Source organism: Ideonella sp. sgz306126, assembly GCF_056032705.1.
The window spans coordinates 1-17,588 of record NZ_JBVYWP010000009.1; the positions used below are offsets into that span (position 1 = coordinate 1).

Genomic DNA, 17,588 nt, shown 5'->3' on the forward strand with positions numbered 1-17,588 from the left:
ATCACGCCCTTGGCGTTCAGGTCGTCGATCGCCATGCGCGCGCCGTTTTCATTGTCCTTGCCCAGGTGGGCAATCGCCCCGCTCGTCGGGCCCACATGACCGATCTTGACGACCAGGTCGTCGGCATACGCCGTACCGGCCAGCACGACGGCCGCGGCCGCAACGATCACATTCAGTTTGATTTGCATGGGTAGAAACCTCCAGTTGGGGGATGTCGAATCGGGGGAACAGCAAGTCTGTCGCTCACGCTCAACGGGCAGAAGATACTCCAAAACAGCCACCGTCCCCATCCGTACCAAACCTGAGCGGCGGTCGCTCGACGGGCCACCGAAAGGCCCCGTCGGACAGGCCGTCGCCGGCTCCTCAACGCATGGCCATCGGCGGGCGATGACGCGGCGCAAGGACCGGGTCACGCGCTCTGCGGCCGATGGACCAGGATGTGGCCCAAGCCCTTGTAGCGCACCCACCTCGCCTGACCCGCCCGGCGCTCGGCATCGTCGGCGGCGACGATCTCGGCGATCCGCTCGTAACCCTCGAACATCTCGACCGCCTCGGCGCCCAGGTTCACCGCGCTCGTGCAGGCCAAGCCGTCCTTGGGGCGATCGAGCAGCCAGATGGGCGTTCGCAGGGCATCGGCCGGCGCCGCCGCATCGCCCTGCAAGCGCAGGTGCGCCATGAAATCCAGCGGCCACTCCGACCACAGCGCCAGATCCAGGCGCGCCAGCACGTCGGGCGGCCCGAACACCGCCATCCGCTCGCCTTCCCGCGACTTCTTTCGCAGCAGCCGGCAGGCAAAGGCCACGGGGTTGTCCACGCCCGTCAAGAACACCACCTCGGCCACGGAACGCCTCGCCGCGGTCAACGCTCGGCGCGGGCCAGCACGAAGTGGGTCAGCAGGCCCACCGGCCGGCCGGTGGCGCCTTTGGCAGCGCCGGAGCGGTGCGCCACCCCGGCGACATCCAGGTGAGCCCATGGGTATTGGCCGGCAAAGCGCTGCAAGAACTTGGCCGCCGTGATCGAGCCGCCCGGGCGGCCGCCGACATTGCCCATGTCCGCGAAATTGCTTTTCAGGGCCTCGTCGTACTCGTCGTCCAGCGGCATCCGCCAGCAGGGATCCAGCGCCGCCCGCGACGCCTCCAGCAGGTCCTCGGCGAGCGCGTCGTCCGACGCGTAGAGTCCGGCGTGATGGTGCCCCAGCGCGATGATGCAGGCGCCGGTCAAGGTGGCCACGTCCACCACGGCCGCCGGCTTGAAGCGTTCTGCATAGGTCAGCGCGTCACACAGGATCAGACGCCCCTCGGCGTCGGTATTGAGCACCTCGATCGTCTTGCCCGACAAGCTGGTGACCACGTCGCCCGGCTTGGTCGCGCGGCCGCTGGGCATGTTCTCGCAGGTCGGGATCAGCGCCACGACGTTGATCTTCGGCTTGATTTCCGCCACCGCGCGCATGGTGCCGAGCACGCTCGCCGCGCCGCCCATGTCGAACTTCATCTCGTCCATCTCCGGCGCCGGCTTGATCGAGATGCCGCCGGTGTCGAAGGTGATGCCCTTGCCCACCAGCACCACCGGCGCCTTCTTGCGCGGCGCGCCCCGGTATTCCATGATGATGAAGCGTGGCGGCTCGTCGGAACCGCGCGACACCGACAGGAACGAGCCCATGCCGATCTTCTCGATCGCCTTGCGATCCAGCACCTTGACCTCGAGTCCGTGCTCCCGGCCCACGCGCTCGGCCTCTTCGCCGAGCCATGTCGGCGTGCAGTGATTGCCGGGCCGGTTGCCGCACTCGCGGGCCTCGGTCACGCCGGCCGCGATCGCCTTGCCCAGTGCCAGGCCGGACTTGGCGCCCGCCAGTTCGCCCGCAACGCACAGCAGGCTGACCCGCGCCGGCGCGTTGGCGGGCTCCGCACTCGGTTTGGTGTGGCGGTAGACGTAATAGGTCTGCTCCAGCGCCAGCGCCAGCATTTCGGCGTGGGGCGCCTCGGTGTCCGCGCCCAGCAGCCGCACGGCCAGGTGCTCGAGCGAGCGGCCCTTCAGCCCGCCGAGAGCCGCGGCCATGGCCTGGCGGAACGACTTGGGCGAGCCGTCTTTGGCCCCCACCAGCAGCACCCGGGCCGCCTTCATGCCGGCCACGCCGTGCAGGTACAGCATCTGGCCGGCCTTGGGTTGGAAATCCCCCTGCTTGATCGCTGCCTTGACGACGGCGTCCAGCGGCTTCTCCGCAGCGGCGCCCGATCCCGTGGCAGGCACCACCACGATCAGCGCATCCGCCGCGAATCCCGCCAATCCGCCGGTCGCCAGCGCGTGAGCATGCAAGTTCATAATCTGTCTCGATGAAAGTGATTTTTTGATGTTATTCGATTCGTCGGTCCGCAAGGAGCTGGCCCGGGGATTCGGGGCCACGCTCGTGGTGATCCTGACCATCGTCTTCACGATGATGCTGATTCGCACCCTGGGCATGGCCGCCGACGGCGTGGTGTCGCCCCAGGACGTGGCGCTGCTGCTCGGATTCACCGCGCTGGGGCAATTGCCGACGATGCTGGCGTTGTCGCTGTTCATCGCGGTCGTCATCACGCTGGGACGGATGTACCGCGACAGCGAGATGGCGGTGTGGTTTTCGAGCGGCATCGGCCTGGCGCGCTTCATTCGGCCGGTCCTGCGCATGGCCTGGCCGGTGCTGGTGCTGGTCGGCGTGCTCGGCCTGTTGATCTGGCCCTGGGGAAATCAGAAAGTGGCCGACATGCGCACCCGCTACGAACAGCGCTCCGACCTGTCCCGCGTGGCGCCGGGCACCTTCCAGACCTCGCGCGACGGCAACCGGGTGTTCTTCGTCGAGCGCAAGGGAGAGACGGCGGGCCTGGGGCGCAACGTGTTCGTCCTGAGCCGCTCCGGCACGCAGGAGTCGGTCACCACGGCCCGTGCCGGCCGCATTGAAACCCAGGGCTCGCAACGCCAACTGGTGCTGGACGGCGGCAACCGCAACGAGCAGGACAGCCGCAACGGCGAACGCGTGCATACCCAGTTCGGCACCTACCGCATGCGGGTCGGCGCCAACGTGGTCAGCGCCGCGCAGGCCCGCTCGCCCAAGACCTTGCAGATGACCGAACTGATCCGGGACCCTTCGCTGTCCAACCAGGGCGAGCTGGTGTGGCGGCTGGGCCTGCTGTTCGGTGCCGCCAACCTGACGCTGCTGGGCATCGGCACCTCGGCCACCAACCCGCGACGGGCCAGCAACTGGAACCTCCTGTTCGCGCTGCTCACCTTCGTCGTCTACTACAACCTGCTCAACCTCAGCCAGGCGTGGGTCGCCTCGGGCCGCCTGGGCATGCCGGCCGCGCTGATCAGCCTTCATGGCGGTGCCTTCGGCCTCGCGCTGCTGCTGATCTGGTGGCGCGACCATGCCGCGGTCTGGGCCCCGGGCGCCGCGTTGAAGGCCGGAGCCGCGCCGACATGAAAACCGTTCGGGCCCTGCTGTACCGGGACGTGGTCTGGTCGGTCGTGTTCGTCTCGCTGGCCTTCATGTCCTTGTTCTTCTTCATCGACTTCCTCGACGAACTCGAGGATGTCGGGCACAACGGCGTGACCATCTGGAGCGCCGCGCTGACGGCGGTGCTCTACATGCCCGGCCGGCTCTACGAGCTGTTCCCGATCTCGGTGCTGATCGGCACCATCTACTCGATGGCGCGCCTGGCGCAGTCCTCCGAATTCACCATCCTGCGCACCGGAGGCCTGGGCCCCGGGCGGGCGTTGTCGCTGCTGCTGACGCTGGGCCTGGCGCTGGCGCTGGTGACGTTCGTCGTCGGCGAGTTCGTGGCCCCGTTCGGCCAGCAGCAGGCCCTGGCGCTGCAGACCCGCCTGCGTGGCGGCCAGGACCTGGGCGGCACCGGCGCCTGGCTCAAGGAACACCGGGAGGTGTCGGGCAGCATGCGATCGTTCTCGATCAACGTGCTGGGCACCGATGGCGACGGCGTGATGCGGCATATCCGGATCTTCGAGCACGACGCCCAGGGCCACCTGGTCTCGCGCATCGAGGCCGCCAGCGGTCGCGCCGCACACACGGCCTCGGGGGCGGTCTGGCACCTGACCCAGGTTCAAGACACCGAATGGCCGGCCGACGACGCCGCCGATGCCGATGCGCCCGTGGTGACCCGCAGCCTGCCCGAGCTGGACTGGCCCACCACCCTGGACGAGCGGGTGGTAGCCGCCGCCGTCTCGCCGATCGAGAGCATGTCGACCCTGGCGCTATGGCGCTACAGCCGCCACCTCAATGACCAGGAACAAACCGCCCAGCGCTATGAGCTGCAGTTCTGGAAACGCGCGCTCTATCCGTTCGCCTGCATCGTGATGATGGCGCTGGCCCTGCCCTTCGCCTACTTGCACGCGCGCTCGGGCGGCGTCAGCCTCAAGGTCTTCGGCGGCATCATGCTGGGCATCTCGTTCGTGCTGCTCAACAACGTGGTCGGGCACCTCGGCCTGTTGCGGGACTGGACCCCCTGGTTCGCCGCGGCCGTCCCCAGCCTTGTCTACCTGGCCATGTCCTTGGCGGCGTTCGCCTGGCTGGTCCGCTTCAGGTGATCCCATGAATGGCATGATCCTCTTCGCCCACGGCGCACGCGATCCCCGCTGGGCCCACCCCTTCGAACGCACGGCCCAGCTGATCCGCGACCAGGCCCCGGGCTTGAAGGTGCTCAATGCGTACCTCGAGTTCATGAGCCCTGACTTGAACGCGGCGGGACGTCAGCTCGCCGATGCGGGCTGCCGTCGCATCGACGTGGTGCCGCTGTTCCTCGGCGCCGGGGGGCATGTCCGCAAGGATTTGCCCGAACGCCTCCAGGTGCTCCGCTCGGAGCGGCCCGACGTGGTGTGGCGGTTGAATGCCGCCGTCGGCGAGCATCCCGAGCTGCTGGCCGCGATGGCGCGCATCGCCATCGATCTGAGCCGCCAGGCGTCGGAGCCCTCGCCGTGAATCTCCACCAGCTGCGCTTCGTGCAGGAGGCGGTCCGCCGCAATCTCAACCTGACCGAGACGGCCAAGGCATTGTTCACGTCGCAGCCCGGCATCTCGAAGGCGATTCTCGAACTCGAGGAAGAACTCGGCATCGACATCTTCGTGCGCCACGGCAAGCGCCTGCGCCGCATCACCGAGCCGGGCCTGCAGGTACTGAAGTCGGTGGACGTGATTCTTCGCGAGATCGCCAACCTCAAGCGCATCGGAGAGGAGTTCTCCAAGCAGGACGCAGGACGCCTGTCGATCGCGACCACCCATTCCCAGGCGCGCTACGTGCTGCCCGAGCCGGTGACGCAGTTGCGCAAGAAGTATCCCAAGGTGCAGGTCAGCCTGCACCAGGGCTCGCCCGAGCAGGTGGCGCAGATGCTGCTCGACGACACGGCGGACATCGGGCTGGCCACCGAGTCGCTGGCCGACATCGACGAGCTGATCACCCTGCCCTGCTACGAATGGCAGCACGTCATCGTGGTGCCGGCCGAGCACCCGTTGGCCGGCGTGGAGCGCATCAGCCTCGAACAACTCGCCGACCATCCGCTGATCTCCTATCAGCCCGCCTTCACCGGTCGGCGCCGTATCGATCAGGCTTTCGCGCTGCGCCGCCTGACCCCCAACATCGCGTTGGAGGCGATCGACTCCGACGTGATCAAGACCTACGTGCGTGCCGGCTTGGGCGTGGGCATCGTGGCCGAGATGGCGATGCAGGGAGAGCCCGCCGGCAGCGGCCTGGTCGCGATGCCGGCCTCGCATCTCTTCGGCCAGAACACGACCCGCGTTGCCTTCCGGCGCGGCGCCTACCTGCGGGGCTACGTGCTGGCCTTCGCCGAGTTGCTGTCGCACCGGCTGACGCGCCACGTGATCGATCGGGCGATGGCGGGCCAGGGAGAGGACTATGAACTCTGACACCTCCGCGGGCGCCGCCCCGCCTCGGCTGGCGAGCCGCCTGCCCGAGGTCGGCACCACGATCTTCAGCGTGATGTCGGCCCTGGCGCAGCAGCACGGCGCGGTCAACCTGGGTCAGGGCTTTCCCGACTTCGACTGCGATCCCCGGCTGATCGACGCGGTGCATGCGGCGATGCGAGAAGGGCTCAACCAATACCCCTCGATGCTGGGTGTGATGCCTCTGCGCCAGGCCGTCTGCGACGGCATCGAAGCCCGGCACGGCCGTCGCTACGACCCCGAGACCGAGATCACGATCACCGCGGGTGCGACACAGGGCATCCTGACCGCCTTGTTGGCGCTGGTGCACCCCGGCGACGAGGTGCTGGTGCTGGACCCATGCTACGACAGCTACGTGCCGGCGATCCGGTTGGCTGGTGGCACGGCGGTCCGCGTGCCCTTGCGCAGCGCCGACCTGCGGCCGGACTTCGCCGCGGTCGAGGCGGCGATCGGCCCGCGCACCCGCGCCCTGATCGTCAACACGCCGCACAACCCGACCGGCACGGTCTGGACCCAGGATGAGCAGCGGCAATTGGCGGCGCTGCTGGACGCCACCGACGTGCTGCTGCTGTCGGACGAGGTCTACGAGCACATGGTGTTCGATGGCCGCGGACACGTCAGCGCCTGCCAGCACCCGGCGCTGGCCGCCCGCAGTGTCGTGATCTCCAGCTTCGGCAAGACCTTTCACGTCACTGGCTGGAAAGTGGGCTACGTGGCCGCGCCGGCGGCGCTGATGGCCGAGTTTCGCAAGGTGCACCAGTTCAACGTCTTCACCGTGAACACCCCGATGCAGCACGGCCTGGCCCGTTTCATGGCCGATGCGTCGACCTGGCAGGGGCTGGGCGCCTTCTATCAGCGCAAGCGCGACCTGTTTCGCAGCCAACTCGCGGCGCGGACCCGATTCAGGCTGCTGCCTTGCGAAGGCAGCTACTTCCAATGCGTCGGCTACGAAGCGATCAGCGGTCTGCCCGATGTCGCGTTCTGCGAGTGGCTGACCCGCGAGGTGGGCGTGGCGGCTATTCCGCTGTCGGCGTTCTACGACCGGGCGCCGGAACAGTCGACGATCCGTTTTTGCTTCGCGAAGCAGGACGCCACGCTGCAAACGGCGCTGGACCGCCTGGCCCGGCTGTGACCCCGTCGCACGCCGGGGCGCGCACGGCCGGGCCGGCGGGTCAACGCTTCGGATCGTGCGGAGGCGTCGGCAGGTCGAGCGAGAACGAGGTCAACTCGTACGGCGCCTTGCCCGCCTCGCCGGTTGCTGGTGCCGCCGCGTCGCCGAGCGCGGCGTGGTCCTGAGACGCGGCCGCGTCATCCAGCGGCAACAGCAGATCGACGTCGGCCGCGGACAGGCCTTCTTGCTGGTACAGGTCCCGCGCGAGCGAATACAGCAGCAGCACGTCCTTGTAGGCCGGCAGATCGAACAGCGCCTGCCGCTCGTCATTGCGGAACAGCATCGCCTCCAGGACGGCCATCGAGTTCAGCGGCGAGGACCATTGCGCCTGCAGGTTGGCCACGACGTCCGGGTAGTCCTCCAGAGACCGTCCATGCAACGGCCCTGTCTCCCAATCGGGTGCATAGGCGTTGAAGCTGCGATTGAACCGGGCACGGATCCGCTCATATGCCGATCGATCGCCCTGGCGGCGATAGATCTCCAGCAGCTTGGTATAGGGCAAGGGGCTTTGCCCCCGCGTGCCGCGCAGGTGCGACATCAGCAGGTCCACTGCGGCATCCTCCTGGCCCAAGGCGATGAAGAAATCGGCCTGCTGTTCCAGATCCAGCAACTCTTCCACCGACACGGCCCGCGCCGGTGCCGCCGTGCCATCGACGATCGATCCGAAGGCGCCGCGATCGGGCAGCTCGGGCGGCGGTCCGGGCAAGGTTTCGGTGCGTTCGCTGGCGGCCAGATCGTCGTCTTCGACAACCTCCGCCAGCCGTGCCGCGGGCGGCGCCGCGCGAAGTGTCCTGGCCAATTCGGCGTCGGGCCGCGGCGGCGGCATCGCCGCGTCGGCCGGCGGCAGGCCGGCCGCCTCCGAGGCGGCCTCGCCGCTCCACCAGACCGGCGCCGCCGAACTCTTCTTGTCGCCACCTTGCCCCACCGACCGCAGGCGCAAGGCCAGCCAGGCGGCCACACCGGCGGCCAGCAGCAGCAGGCCCAGCAACCAAGGCAGCATCCGGCTGCGGGCTTCCGCCGCCGCCAGCCGTGTCCGCAGCCCGCTCTCGCTGGCCTGGGTGGCTTGCGCCTCCCGGGTCAGCGCCGCGAGGGACTTCTCCAGCATCTGCAGGCGATGGGCGTCGACCGCGTCGCCGTCCGCCGCGTCCGAATCGGCGCGGGCAGCCGCGCTGGCCGCATCCGACGGCATAATGACCGGATCGTCCAGATCCATGCGCAGCCGGGGCCCGGCCACGTCCAGCAGCAGCACCGCGACATGCTGATCGCCCGGCACCCCGGCACGCTCGGCTTGCCGGGGCGCTGCACGCGGCACCGCATGCCGGGGCGTCCGGGCAGCGGCATGCGCGAAGGCTCGCCGTGGCTGCCGCGCCGGCACGGGAGTCTCCGCCAGGCTCGCGTCGGCGGCCGTGGGCGCAACCGGTCGGGCCACCGCCACCGGGGCAGCCAGCCCCACGGCCGGCGCAACCGCGGAGGCGGTCAGCGCCATCACCGGCGGATCTGCAAAGACCGTGAACCGGCGCATGAACCGCCTTTCACAGCCGGCACTGACGCTGAACTCGACGATCGGTTCGGTGACCGGCCCGACCGTGCCGATGCGCGCCAGCCACTGGCTGGGGTCCGGAGTCGGCTGGACCGACACCCGGATCTGGTTCGGCAGCAGGACGGTGTCGCCTGCGGTGATCTCGGCCTTGACGCACTCCGCGAACATGCGCTCGCCGCCATCAAGATGGATGGGCACCTGCACGTTCAACGGCTGCCCCAGCACGGCCGACGGTGACACCTGACCGAAGCCAACCGCGCCGACATCGGGCGCCGCCGCCAGGACGGCGCAGCAGAGGAACAGCGTAGGTCGGTGAAAGGCCATGCCTTAGACGGGAGGAAGCGCGCAAAAGTTTCAGTCCACTCTAACACGATTGGATACGATTTCAGGCCGCCGATCGGAGGATGTCGCGCTGGCGCAAGCCCCCATTTCCGCCGTCGATCGACCGCGATCGCCGAGGTCTCTCGACCCCTCGCGCAACGGCTTGCTTCGCCAGCAGGGCCATCCCGCCGCGCCGCCTTCGAGACCGGTCAACGTGGACAATGATCCCGGCGCCAAACCTGCCGCTGTCACGCCCGAGACAAGACATGAACCCCCTGATTCTTACAATCGAAGAACGACAAAACATCGACCACGGTGCATGGTTCTGTTCCCTCTCACCCGCCCTGCGCAGCGCCATCCTGGCGCGCGCCAGCGTGCGACGGCTGAGCGATGGCACCTCCCTGGCGGCGCGGGGTTCGCCGGCCGAAGACTGGATCGGCGTCGCCCGAGGCGCGGTGCGGGTCAGCTCGGTGTCGCTGGCGGGCAAGCAGGTCAGCCTGACCTATGTCGAACCCGGCACCTGGTTCGGCGACATCGCCCTGTTCGATGGCCTGCCGCGCACGCACGACGCGACCGCGCATGGCGCGACCACCTTGCTCAATGTGCGCAAGGCCGACTTCAAGGACTTGCTGTCACAGCATGTGGAGTTGTACGAAGCCTTGCTGCGCCTCAATTGCCGGCGCCTGCGGCTCATGTTCAACCTGATCGAAGACTTGAACACGCGCCCGCTGGCCGCGCGGCTGGCCAAGCAGTTGCTGCTGCTGGCCAAGAGCTACGGCATCAGCCAGGGCGAGGAAATCCGCATCGGGCTGCAACTGGCGCAGGAAGATCTGGCGCAGTTGCTGGGCGCATCGCGCCAGCGCGTGAACCAGGAACTGAAGGAACTCGAGCGCGACGGCGTGCTTCGGGTCGAACCGACCCGCCTGGTCGTGCTGTCGCGCGACAAGCTGCTCGCGGCGGCCGAACGCTAGGCGCAGGCGTGGGCGACAGCCCCGAACGAGGATGAACGCGATGGACCATTTCACCGGCACCCGCGCCGTTTCGACCAGCCACCAGTTCAGCGTGGCCGCGTTGCAGGCCTATCTGGAGCAGCACCTCGAGGGCTTCTCCGCGCCCTTGACCGTCGAGCAATTCAAGGGCGGCCAATCCAACCCGACCTACAAGCTGATCACGCCCGGCTGCGCCTACGTGATGCGCACCAAGCCCGGCCCGGCCACCCAACTGCTGCCGTCCGCCCATGCGATCGAGCGCGAGTTCCGCGTCATGCGAGCCTTGCACGGCAGCGGCGTGCCGGTGGCGCGGATGCACCTGCTGTGCGAAGACGAAACGGTCATCGGCCGGGCGTTCTACGTGATGGAGTTCGTCGATGGCCGCGTGCTGTGGGATCAGTCCCTGCCCGGCATGACCCCGTCCCAGCGCGCCGCCGTCTACGACGAAATGAACCGCGTCATCGCCGCGCTGCACAGCGTCGATCCGGTGGCCGTCGGCCTGGGAGACTACGGCAAGCCGGGCAACTACTTCGAGCGCCAGATCGGTCGCTGGAGCAAACAGTACCTGGCCTCGGTGACCGGTGCGAACCCGGCGATGGACCGGCTGCTGGCGTGGCTTCCCGCGAACATCCCCCCCGGTGCGCGCAATGAATCCGAGGTCGCGATCGTGCACGGCGACTACCGGATGGACAACCTGATGTTCCATCCCGACCAGCCGAAAGTCATGGCCGTGCTCGACTGGGAGTTGTCCACGATCGGCCACCCGCTGGCGGACTTCAGCTACCACTGCATGTCCTGGCACATCCCGCCGGGCACATTCCGCGGCATCGCCGGGCTGGACCATGCGGCACTGGGCATCCCTGCCGAGCAGGACTACGTGCAGCGCTACTGCGAACGCACGGGCCGCACCGATGCCGCCCAGTTGGCGCAGGACTGGAATTTCTACCTCGCCTACAACCTGTTCCGCATCGCCGCCATCGCGCAAGGCATCGCCAAGCGGGTTGAAAACGGCACCGCCGCCAGCGCGCAGGCCAAAGCCACCGGAGCAGCCGCCCCCGCGCTGTCCGATCTGGCCTGGCGCTTCGCGCAACAAGCCTCGTCTTGAACACCCCCAGCCCACCAGGAGACACCATGGACTTCGGCTACTCACCCCGCACGCAGGAACTCCAGGCCGCCGTCAAGGCGTTCATGGCCGAGCACGTCTATCCGGCGGAAGCGCGCTTCCTCGCCGAACTGGAGGCCAACACCCAGGCCGGCAGGCGCTGGACGCCGCTGCCGGTGATCGAGGAGCTCAAGCCCAAGGCCCGGGCTGCCGGCCTGTGGAACCTGTTCCTGCCCGAGAGCGAGCTCGGTGCCGGGCTGCTGAACCAGGAATACGCGCCGCTGGCCGAGATCATGGGCCGGGTGCCCTGGGCCAGCGAAGTCTTCAATTGCTCGGCACCCGACACCGGCAACATGGAAGTGCTGGTGCGCTACGGCAGCGCCGAGCACAAGAAGCAATGGCTGGAGCCGCTGCTGGCCGGCCAGATCCGATCGGGCTTCGCCATGACCGAACCGGCGGTGGCCTCGGCCGACGCCACCAACATCGAAGCCCGCATCGAGCGCCAGGGCGACGACTACGTGATCAACGGCCGCAAGTGGTGGACCAGCGGCGCCGGCGATCCGCGCTGCAAGGTGCTGATCTTCATGGGCAAGACCGATCCGGACGCGCCGCGCCACTCGCAGCAGTCGATGATCCTCGTGCCGATCGACGCGCCCGGAGTGACCGTGATCCGGCCGCTGTCGGTGATGGGCTACGACGACGCGCCGCACGGCCACATGGAGATCGATTTCGTCAACGTCCGGGTGCCGGCGAGCAACATCCTGCTGGGTGAAGGGCGCGGCTTCGAGATCGCCCAGGGTCGGCTGGGCCCGGGCCGCATCCACCACTGCATGCGCCTGATCGGCCTGGCCGAACGCTCGCTCGAACTGATGTGCCAGCGCGCCACCCGGCGCGTGGCCTTCGGCCGCCCGATCGCCCAGCAAGGTGTGACCCAGGAGCGGATCGCGGAAGCCCGCTGCATGATCGACCAGGCCCGGCTGCTGACGCTGAAGGCCGCGTGGATGATGGACGTGGCGGGCAACAAGGCCGCCAAGGCCGAGATCGCGATGATCAAGGTGGTGGCACCCCAGATGGCGTGCCAGGTCATCGACTGGGCGATCCAGGTTCACGGCGGTGCCGGCATGAGCCAGGACTTCCCGCTCGCGTACTTCTACACCCTGGCCCGCACGCTGCGCTTCGCCGACGGCCCCGACGAGGTCCACCGCAACGCGATCGCCAAGCTCGAACTCGGCAAGCACGCCGCCTGACGCGACAAGTTCAGGGCCCGGGCACCTGCGCCGAGAGGCGCGCCTGGGCCAACGCCGTGTCGAACAGGCGAACGGCGGCGGCCAGCACCGGCACCTCGGGCCTGGCCACCGCCAGACGCAGTACCAGCTGGCCGTGCCGCACCACCAGCGAGAAACAGCTCAACGCATCGGCCAGTTCGGCCGACCGCATCGCCTGCAGGGCCGCCCCGGTCGGTCCGGCGAGCCACTGCTGCAGCCACTGCGGTACGTTGCCGGTGGCGGCCAGGTGCTCCCTCAGGGCGCCCATCTCCTGACCGTTCAGGCGGGCGGCCATCGCCAGCCACCGCACTTCTTCCGGTGTGGCGTCGTCGAGGCGGGTCTCGACGCCGCGGGTGAATTCGCCGAACAGCTCGCGCTCCAGCGCGTCCATCAGCGGCCGCGGCATGACCACCGCATAGCTCATCGGGTCGATGCCGGTCTCGGCGCGCAGACGCAGTTCGTGCGATCCGATGTAGCGCCGCTGGGCAGGGCCCCACTCCAGCCGCCAGCCGCCTGGAGGCCCCTCGATCACGAAGCCGTCGTGCTCGCGCGTGGGCTTGAACACCCAGCCGCCCTCACGGGCCCAGGCCTCCACCGCCGGCCCGCTGTACGGTGCTCCATGGCGGCCCAGCCAGCGCTGCAACAACTCGAACATGGTTGGTTTAGAGTCGGGCCTCGCCTCAAGCCCTTGGAGACAAGATCATGCTGGAAGTGTATTCGTGGGCCACGCCGAACGGCCACAAGGTTCACATCATGCTGGAGGAATGCGGCCTGCCCTACCGCGTGCATGCCATCGACATCGGCGCTGGCGACCAGTTCAAGCCCGAGTTCCTGAAGATCAGCCCGAACAACAAGATCCCGGCGCTGATCGATCCGGACGGGCCGGACGGCCAACCGATCTCGCTGTTCGAGTCGGGTGCCATCCTGCTCTATCTGGCCGGCAAGACCGGCCGCTTCCTGCCGCAGAGCACGCGCGCCAAGTACGAGGTGCTGGAATGGCTGATGTTCCAGATGGGCGGCGTCGGCCCGATGCTGGGCCAGGCCCATCACTTCCGCATCTACGCGCCCGAGAAGATTCCCTACGCCATCGAGCGCTACACCAACGAGGCCAGGCGCCTGTACAAGGTAATGGACACCCGGCTGGCCAAGTCCACCTATCTGGGCGGGCCCGATTACAGCATCGCGGACATCGCAGTGTTTCCGTGGCTGAGGAGTTGGAAGAACCAGGGCATCGACTGGAACGACTACCCGCACCTCAAAGGCTGGTTCGACGAGATCGCCGCGCGCCCCGCCGTGATGCGCGGCGTCGAGGTCCTGGCCGACCGGCGCAAGCCGATCACCGGCGACGCCGAGCGCGAGATCCTGTTCGGCAAGCGCCAGGCCCGCCAGCAATAGCCGCCTAGAATCCGCGCCGCGACTGCCCGTAGCTCAACTGGATAGAGCAGCTGCCTTCTAAGCAGCAGGTCGGGGGTTCGAGTCCCTCCGGGCAGGCCACGCACTCCCATCGGTCCGACAAGAGTGGGCGCGGCGGCGCCTCGCGGACTCAACTCTGCCGCCATGGTGCCGAAATCAGGTCAGGCCCGGCCGCATCGACGCGGCCGGCCGCCCCTGCCATGTCGCCCCCCGAAATGCCTGGATCTGCAACGCCCGCCGCCGCAGGCCCGACCTTGCTCCTGGTGGACGACGAGCCTTCGGTGCTGAGCGCGCTGCGGCGCCTGTTCAGGCCGACGGGCTACCGGATCCTGCAATCCACGCGCGCGTCCGACGCCCTGGGCTTGCTGCAGACCCAGGCGGTGGATCTGGTGATTTCCGACATGCGGATGCCGGAGATGGACGGCGCGCGCTTCCTGGAGGCCGTCCGGGCGCACGACCCCGGCGTGGTGCGCATTCTGCTGACCGGCTTCTCGGACATCAGCGCCACCATCGCGGCCATCAACCGCGGCGAGATCCACCGCTACATCGCCAAACCCTGGGACGACCAGGCGCTGCTGCTGACGGTGCGCGACGCGCTGGCGCAACGCGACCTGCTGCAAGAAAACACCCGGCTGCAGGCACTGACCCAGGCCCAGAACGCCGAATTGCGCGAGCTGAACCTGCACCTGGAGCGACGCGTGGCGTCGCGCACGGCCGAGCTGGAGCAGGTCAACGCGATGCTCAACAAGACCTACGAGGAGCTGCGCGGCAACTTCGAGACTGCCGTGCTGGTGTTCTCCAGCCTGATCGAAATGCGCCAGAACGGCATGGCCGGTCACTCGCGCCGCGTCGCGCTGCTGGCCCAGCGCGTCGCCGAGCGGCTCCAGCTCGACCCGCGCTCGGTGCGCGACATCTACTTCGCGGCCTTGTTGCACGACATCGGCAAGATCGGCTTCCCGGACCGCATGCTGGGACAGGCGGTGTCGACCTACGGACCCGATTCGCTGTCGCGCTACCGGCATCACCCCATCGATGGCGAGGCCGCGCTGCAACCGCTGCCGCAGATGCGCGGCATCGCGCAGATCATTCGCCAGCACCACGAGCGGCTGGATGGCCAGGGGTTCCCGAGCGGCCTGGCCGGCGACGAGATCGTGATCGGGGCGCGCATCGTCAGCGCCGCCAGCGACTACGACGACCTGCTTCACGGCACCTTCGGCCTGGAGCACCAGACGCCGGACTCGGCGCAGAAGATGCTGCGCGGCGGCGTCGGAACACACTACGACGCGCCGGTCGTCGCGGCCTTGCTGGAGGTGCTGGCGGAGATGGCGGAGGAGGCCGCAGCCGAGCTGATGCTGGGCCCCGACGAACTCCGGAACGGCATGGTCCTGGCCCAGGACCTGGCGACGCCCAAAGGCCTGGTGCTGCTGCGCTGCGGCCTGTGTTTCGACGACGTCACGATCCGCCAGGTGAAGAACTTCGCGCAGCGCGCCGGACAGGCGCTGCGCCTGCCGATCCGTCGCGACTCCCTGCCCCGCCCGGCAGCGTCGCCCGCGCCGACCCACCGGAGCGCAGCATGACCGACGCGCCGAGTCGCACGCTGCTGCTGGTGGACGACGAGGACAGCGTGCTGTCCGCGCTGCGCCGCCTGTTCCGGCGCGACGGCTACCGCATCCTGACCGCGCCCAGCGGCGCCGACGCGCTGGCGCTGCTGGCCGACCACGACGTGGACGTCATCGTCTCCGACCAGCGCATGCCGGGCATGGACGGGGTCGACTTCCTGCGTCAGGCCAAGCGGATGCGGCCAGGCAGCATCCGCATGACCTTGTCGGGCTACACCGATCTGCAATCGATCATCGACGCGGTGAACGAAGGCGCGGTGTTCAAGTTCCTGACCAAACCCTGGGACGACGACCGCCTGCGCGACCATGTCGCCAAGGCCTTCCGGCACAAGGAGATGGCGGACGAAAACCGTCGCCTGACGGCCGCGCTGGAGCGCGCCAACGCCGATCTGGCCGATGTGAACCACCGGCTCGAACACCATCTCGCACGGCAACAGCAGCAGGCCAGCCTGGTGCAGGCCAGCGCCGGCAGCCTGCGCGACATGGTGGACCTGCTGCCTGCGGCGCTGTTCGGCATCGACCCCGAGGGCACGCTGGTCTTCATGAACCACCGCGCCGGCGACCTGATGCCCGCCGCGCTCGCCAGCCTGGGCGGCGCCCCGGCCCCAGACCTCGCGGCGCTGTGGCAAAGCCTGCCGTGCCAGGGCGGCGCGGGGCCCGGCCCGGCGCACTGGGTGCCGCTGGGCCCGCACGGCGCCTGGGCCTGGCGCCAGGCGATGCCGGACGCCTCCGTCAGCCGAGGCGAACTGCTGACGCTGCTGCCGTGCAACGCGGAGACCCGTCCATGACGCTCCTCAGCGCCCCCGATCCGCTGCTCGCCCTGGCCCGCCAGGTCACCGACTTGCCGCCGCTGCCGCAGGTCCTGGTCGATCTGATGCGCCTGCTGCAGACGCCGGACTACTCCGAACGGCAATGCGTGGCGCTCATCGAGCACGACCAGGCCTTGGCGGCCCGCCTGCTGCGCCTGGCCAATTCGGCCTTCTACGGCGTGCCGGGCCGGGTCGGCAGCATCGGCGACGCCTTGCGCATCCTCGGCGTGCGGACCGTCTCGGGGGCACTGACCGCGGTGGCGCTGCGCAAGCACCTGCGGGTCGAGGCCTGCCCGGCGTTCGACATGGACGGCTACTGGCGCCACACCATGGCCACCGCCATGGCCGCCCGGGCCCTGGCGCTGCGCCTCGACCGCGATGCCGACGAGGCGTTCCTGGCCGGCTTGCTGCACGACGTCGGGCAACTGGTGCTGGCCGCGTTCAGCCCCGAGGCCGCCGAGCGAGCGATCGCGCGGGCCCGCCATGATGGCCTGGACGCCGACGAGGCCGAGCGGCGGGAGCTGGGCTTCTCACACCCGCAGCTCGGCGCGCAGGTGGCCCGGCACTGGCACTTTCCGGACGCCATCTGCCGGGCCATCGAGTGGCACCACCGGCCGCGCGAAGCGGCTGGCGGCGAGCGCATCAGCGTCTCCGGGCTGGTCTGCTGCGCCGACCGGCTGGCCCATGCCATGCAGCTCGACGGCAGTCTTCCCGCCGCCGCGCTAGGTCAGGTCGTGGCATGCCCAGACCTGGGCCTGGACGACGACACCCTGAGGCAGCTCATGGCCGAGACCAAGCAAGCCGTACATGATCTGTGCGCGGAAATGCACGCCCCCTGAGACCGGTCAAGGCCGCCCTACCCGACGAGGATCCGATGACAACCCTGCTTCTGGTGGACGATGAACTGTCCGTTCTGGCGGCCTTGAAGCGCAGCCTGCGGGCCCGCTTCGGCAGCGACATCCGCATGGAGTTGTGCAGCGATGCCGCAGCCGGCCTGCAGCGCGCGATGGAACGCCCGTTCGACATCGTGGTGTCCGACCTGCGCATGCCCGGCATGGACGGCCTCACCTTCCTGGCCCGGTTCGCCGAGATCCAGCCGCACAGCGTGAAGCTGATGCTGACCGGCAGCGCCGACTTCGGCACGGCGCAGCGCGCGGTCAACGAGATCGGCATCTTCCGTTATCTGACCAAACCCTGGCAGGACGCCGAGCTGGCCGAGCACATCCAGGTTTCGATCGACCATGCACGCCAGAGCGCGCAACAGCGGGACCGCGCGGTGGCCTGGGCGGCCAGCCAGGGCCAGATCAGCCCGCAGGAGCTTGAGCGCCGCCGACTGGAGCAGATCGAACCCGGGCTGACCCGGGTCGAATGGGGGCCCGACGGCGCGGTGATCATGCCGCCGCTGCGCTAGCGGCGGCC

17 protein-coding genes, 1 tRNA gene and 1 pseudogene are annotated in these 17,588 nt (G+C 68.8%); 14 read left to right on the forward strand and 5 right to left on the reverse strand.

What is annotated here, in order from left to right:
• The 3 genes and pseudogenes from AC0N04_RS17775 to AC0N04_RS17785 form a co-directional block, all read right to left on the reverse strand.
• Window positions 1-188: pseudogene (locus AC0N04_RS17775) on the reverse strand (branched-chain amino acid ABC transporter substrate-binding protein); the annotation flags it as partial.
• A 221-nt stretch (window positions 189-409) separates the two neighbouring features.
• A complete protein-coding gene (locus tag AC0N04_RS17780) occupies window positions 410-973 on the reverse strand; it encodes a DNA polymerase III subunit chi (RefSeq protein ID WP_474283840.1) in 564 nt (187 codons plus the stop codon).
• On the reverse strand, window positions 859-2,319 hold the full coding sequence (locus tag AC0N04_RS17785) for a leucyl aminopeptidase (protein WP_474283842.1): 1,461 nt from the start codon (window positions 2,317-2,319) through the stop codon (window positions 859-861). Before AC0N04_RS17785 ends, AC0N04_RS17780 begins: the two co-directional genes overlap by 115 nt.
• Before the next feature lie 28 nt (window positions 2,320-2,347).
• Between AC0N04_RS17785 and lptF the strand changes: the two genes are divergently transcribed.
• The 5 genes from lptF to AC0N04_RS17810 are packed head-to-tail and all read left to right on the forward strand — an operon-like array spanning window position 2,348 to window position 7,072.
• Window positions 2,348-3,451, forward strand: a complete 1,104-nt coding sequence (gene lptF / locus AC0N04_RS17790; RefSeq protein ID WP_474283844.1) for an LPS export ABC transporter permease LptF — start codon at window positions 2,348-2,350, stop codon at window positions 3,449-3,451.
• Window positions 3,448-4,572 carry an LPS export ABC transporter permease LptG gene (gene lptG / locus AC0N04_RS17795; protein ID WP_474283845.1) on the forward strand — a complete coding sequence of 375 codons (1,125 nt, stop codon included), beginning with the start codon at window positions 3,448-3,450 and terminating at the stop codon, window positions 4,570-4,572. Before lptF ends, lptG begins: the two co-directional genes overlap by 4 nt.
• Before the next feature lie 4 nt (window positions 4,573-4,576).
• Window positions 4,577-4,963, forward strand: coding sequence for a sirohydrochlorin chelatase (locus tag AC0N04_RS17800; RefSeq protein ID WP_474283847.1), 387 nt, complete (start codon window positions 4,577-4,579; stop codon window positions 4,961-4,963).
• Window positions 4,960-5,904 carry a CysB family HTH-type transcriptional regulator gene (locus AC0N04_RS17805; RefSeq protein WP_474283848.1) on the forward strand — a complete coding sequence of 315 codons (945 nt, stop codon included), beginning with the start codon at window positions 4,960-4,962 and terminating at the stop codon, window positions 5,902-5,904. The genes AC0N04_RS17800 and AC0N04_RS17805 overlap by 4 nt, the downstream gene beginning before the upstream one ends.
• The gene (locus tag AC0N04_RS17810) at window positions 5,894-7,072 is read left to right on the forward strand and encodes a pyridoxal phosphate-dependent aminotransferase (protein ID WP_474283850.1); all 1,179 of its coding nucleotides are present in this window, start codon (window positions 5,894-5,896) and stop codon (window positions 7,070-7,072) included. Before AC0N04_RS17805 ends, AC0N04_RS17810 begins: the two co-directional genes overlap by 11 nt.
• Before the next feature lie 40 nt (window positions 7,073-7,112).
• On the opposite strand, the gene AC0N04_RS17815 is transcribed toward AC0N04_RS17810, so the two are convergent.
• On the reverse strand, window positions 7,113-8,975 hold the full coding sequence (locus AC0N04_RS17815; RefSeq protein ID WP_474283851.1) for a type IV pilus assembly protein FimV: 1,863 nt from the start codon (window positions 8,973-8,975) through the stop codon (window positions 7,113-7,115).
• 263 nt (window positions 8,976-9,238) lie between these two features.
• Between AC0N04_RS17815 and AC0N04_RS17820 the strand changes: the two genes are divergently transcribed.
• The 3 genes from AC0N04_RS17820 to AC0N04_RS17830 are packed head-to-tail and all read left to right on the forward strand — an operon-like array spanning window position 9,239 to window position 12,310.
• A complete protein-coding gene (locus tag AC0N04_RS17820; protein WP_474283853.1) occupies window positions 9,239-9,943 on the forward strand; it encodes a Crp/Fnr family transcriptional regulator in 705 nt (234 codons plus the stop codon).
• A gap of 31 nt (window positions 9,944-9,974) precedes the next feature.
• Window positions 9,975-11,066: a phosphotransferase family protein gene (locus AC0N04_RS17825; protein ID WP_474283854.1), complete on the forward strand. Its 1,092-nt coding sequence runs from the start codon at window positions 9,975-9,977 to the stop codon at window positions 11,064-11,066.
• A gap of 26 nt (window positions 11,067-11,092) precedes the next feature.
• On the forward strand, window positions 11,093-12,310 hold the full coding sequence (locus AC0N04_RS17830; RefSeq protein WP_474283856.1) for an acyl-CoA dehydrogenase family protein: 1,218 nt from the start codon (window positions 11,093-11,095) through the stop codon (window positions 12,308-12,310).
• Between the two features lie 10 nt (window positions 12,311-12,320).
• Here the strand turns inward: AC0N04_RS17830 and AC0N04_RS17835 are convergent, their stop codons facing one another.
• On the reverse strand, window positions 12,321-12,983 hold the full coding sequence (locus AC0N04_RS17835) for a hypothetical protein (RefSeq protein ID WP_474283858.1): 663 nt from the start codon (window positions 12,981-12,983) through the stop codon (window positions 12,321-12,323).
• Window positions 12,984-13,030: 47 nt separating this feature from the next.
• Here AC0N04_RS17835 and AC0N04_RS17840 point away from each other — a divergent pair, with 47 nt between their 5' ends.
• The 6 genes from AC0N04_RS17840 (at window position 13,031) to AC0N04_RS17865 (ending at window position 17,580) form a co-directional block, all read left to right on the forward strand.
• On the forward strand, window positions 13,031-13,723 hold the full coding sequence (locus AC0N04_RS17840) for a glutathione S-transferase N-terminal domain-containing protein (protein ID WP_474283860.1): 693 nt from the start codon (window positions 13,031-13,033) through the stop codon (window positions 13,721-13,723).
• Between the two features lie 22 nt (window positions 13,724-13,745).
• Window positions 13,746-13,822 (forward strand) — tRNA-Arg (locus tag AC0N04_RS17845).
• A 119-nt stretch (window positions 13,823-13,941) separates the two neighbouring features.
• Entirely contained in the window at window positions 13,942-15,318 is a 1,377-nt protein-coding gene (gene nosR / locus AC0N04_RS17850) for a response regulator c-di-GMP phosphodiesterase, NosR family (protein WP_474283861.1), read from the forward strand.
• Window positions 15,315-16,148: a response regulator gene (locus tag AC0N04_RS17855; protein WP_474283863.1), complete on the forward strand. Its 834-nt coding sequence runs from the start codon at window positions 15,315-15,317 to the stop codon at window positions 16,146-16,148. Before nosR ends, AC0N04_RS17855 begins: the two co-directional genes overlap by 4 nt.
• Complete coding sequence (locus tag AC0N04_RS17860) at window positions 16,145-17,008, forward strand: HDOD domain-containing protein (protein ID WP_474283865.1); 864 nt, start codon at window positions 16,145-16,147, stop codon at window positions 17,006-17,008. The genes AC0N04_RS17855 and AC0N04_RS17860 overlap by 4 nt, the downstream gene beginning before the upstream one ends.
• 35 nt (window positions 17,009-17,043) lie before the next feature.
• Window positions 17,044-17,580, forward strand: a complete 537-nt coding sequence (locus tag AC0N04_RS17865) for a response regulator (protein WP_474283867.1) — start codon at window positions 17,044-17,046, stop codon at window positions 17,578-17,580.
• Window positions 17,581-17,588: the final 8 nt, after the last annotated feature.

Excerpts from the sequence above, each read along its gene's own strand:
- AC0N04_RS17780 (WP_474283840.1), bottom strand. The coding sequence starts at position 973 with ATGGGCTCACCTGGATGTCGCCGGGGTGGCGCACCGCTCCGGCGCTGC.
- AC0N04_RS17815 (WP_474283851.1), bottom strand. The coding sequence starts at position 8,975 with ATGGCCTTTCACCGACCTACGCTGTTCCTCTGCTGCGCCGTCCTGGCG.
- AC0N04_RS17810 (WP_474283850.1), top strand. The coding sequence starts at position 5,894 with ATGAACTCTGACACCTCCGCGGGCGCCGCCCCGCCTCGGCTGGCGAGC.
- AC0N04_RS17820 (WP_474283853.1), top strand. The coding sequence starts at position 9,239 with ATGAACCCCCTGATTCTTACAATCGAAGAACGACAAAACATCGACCAC.
- AC0N04_RS17855 (WP_474283863.1), top strand. The coding sequence starts at position 15,315 with ATGACCGACGCGCCGAGTCGCACGCTGCTGCTGGTGGACGACGAGGAC.
- AC0N04_RS17785 (WP_474283842.1), bottom strand. The coding sequence starts at position 2,319 with ATGAACTTGCATGCTCACGCGCTGGCGACCGGCGGATTGGCGGGATTC.
- AC0N04_RS17865 (WP_474283867.1), top strand. The coding sequence starts at position 17,044 with ATGACAACCCTGCTTCTGGTGGACGATGAACTGTCCGTTCTGGCGGCC.
- AC0N04_RS17800 (WP_474283847.1), top strand. The coding sequence starts at position 4,577 with ATGAATGGCATGATCCTCTTCGCCCACGGCGCACGCGATCCCCGCTGG.
- lptF (WP_474283844.1), top strand. The coding sequence starts at position 2,348 with ATGTTATTCGATTCGTCGGTCCGCAAGGAGCTGGCCCGGGGATTCGGG.
- AC0N04_RS17825 (WP_474283854.1), top strand. The coding sequence starts at position 9,975 with ATGAACGCGATGGACCATTTCACCGGCACCCGCGCCGTTTCGACCAGC.
- AC0N04_RS17860 (WP_474283865.1), top strand. The coding sequence starts at position 16,145 with ATGACGCTCCTCAGCGCCCCCGATCCGCTGCTCGCCCTGGCCCGCCAG.
- AC0N04_RS17840 (WP_474283860.1), top strand. The coding sequence starts at position 13,031 with ATGCTGGAAGTGTATTCGTGGGCCACGCCGAACGGCCACAAGGTTCAC.
- AC0N04_RS17830 (WP_474283856.1), top strand. The coding sequence starts at position 11,093 with ATGGACTTCGGCTACTCACCCCGCACGCAGGAACTCCAGGCCGCCGTC.
- lptG (WP_474283845.1), top strand. The coding sequence starts at position 3,448 with ATGAAAACCGTTCGGGCCCTGCTGTACCGGGACGTGGTCTGGTCGGTC.
- AC0N04_RS17835 (WP_474283858.1), bottom strand. The coding sequence starts at position 12,983 with ATGTTCGAGTTGTTGCAGCGCTGGCTGGGCCGCCATGGAGCACCGTAC.
- nosR (WP_474283861.1), top strand. The coding sequence starts at position 13,942 with ATGTCGCCCCCCGAAATGCCTGGATCTGCAACGCCCGCCGCCGCAGGC.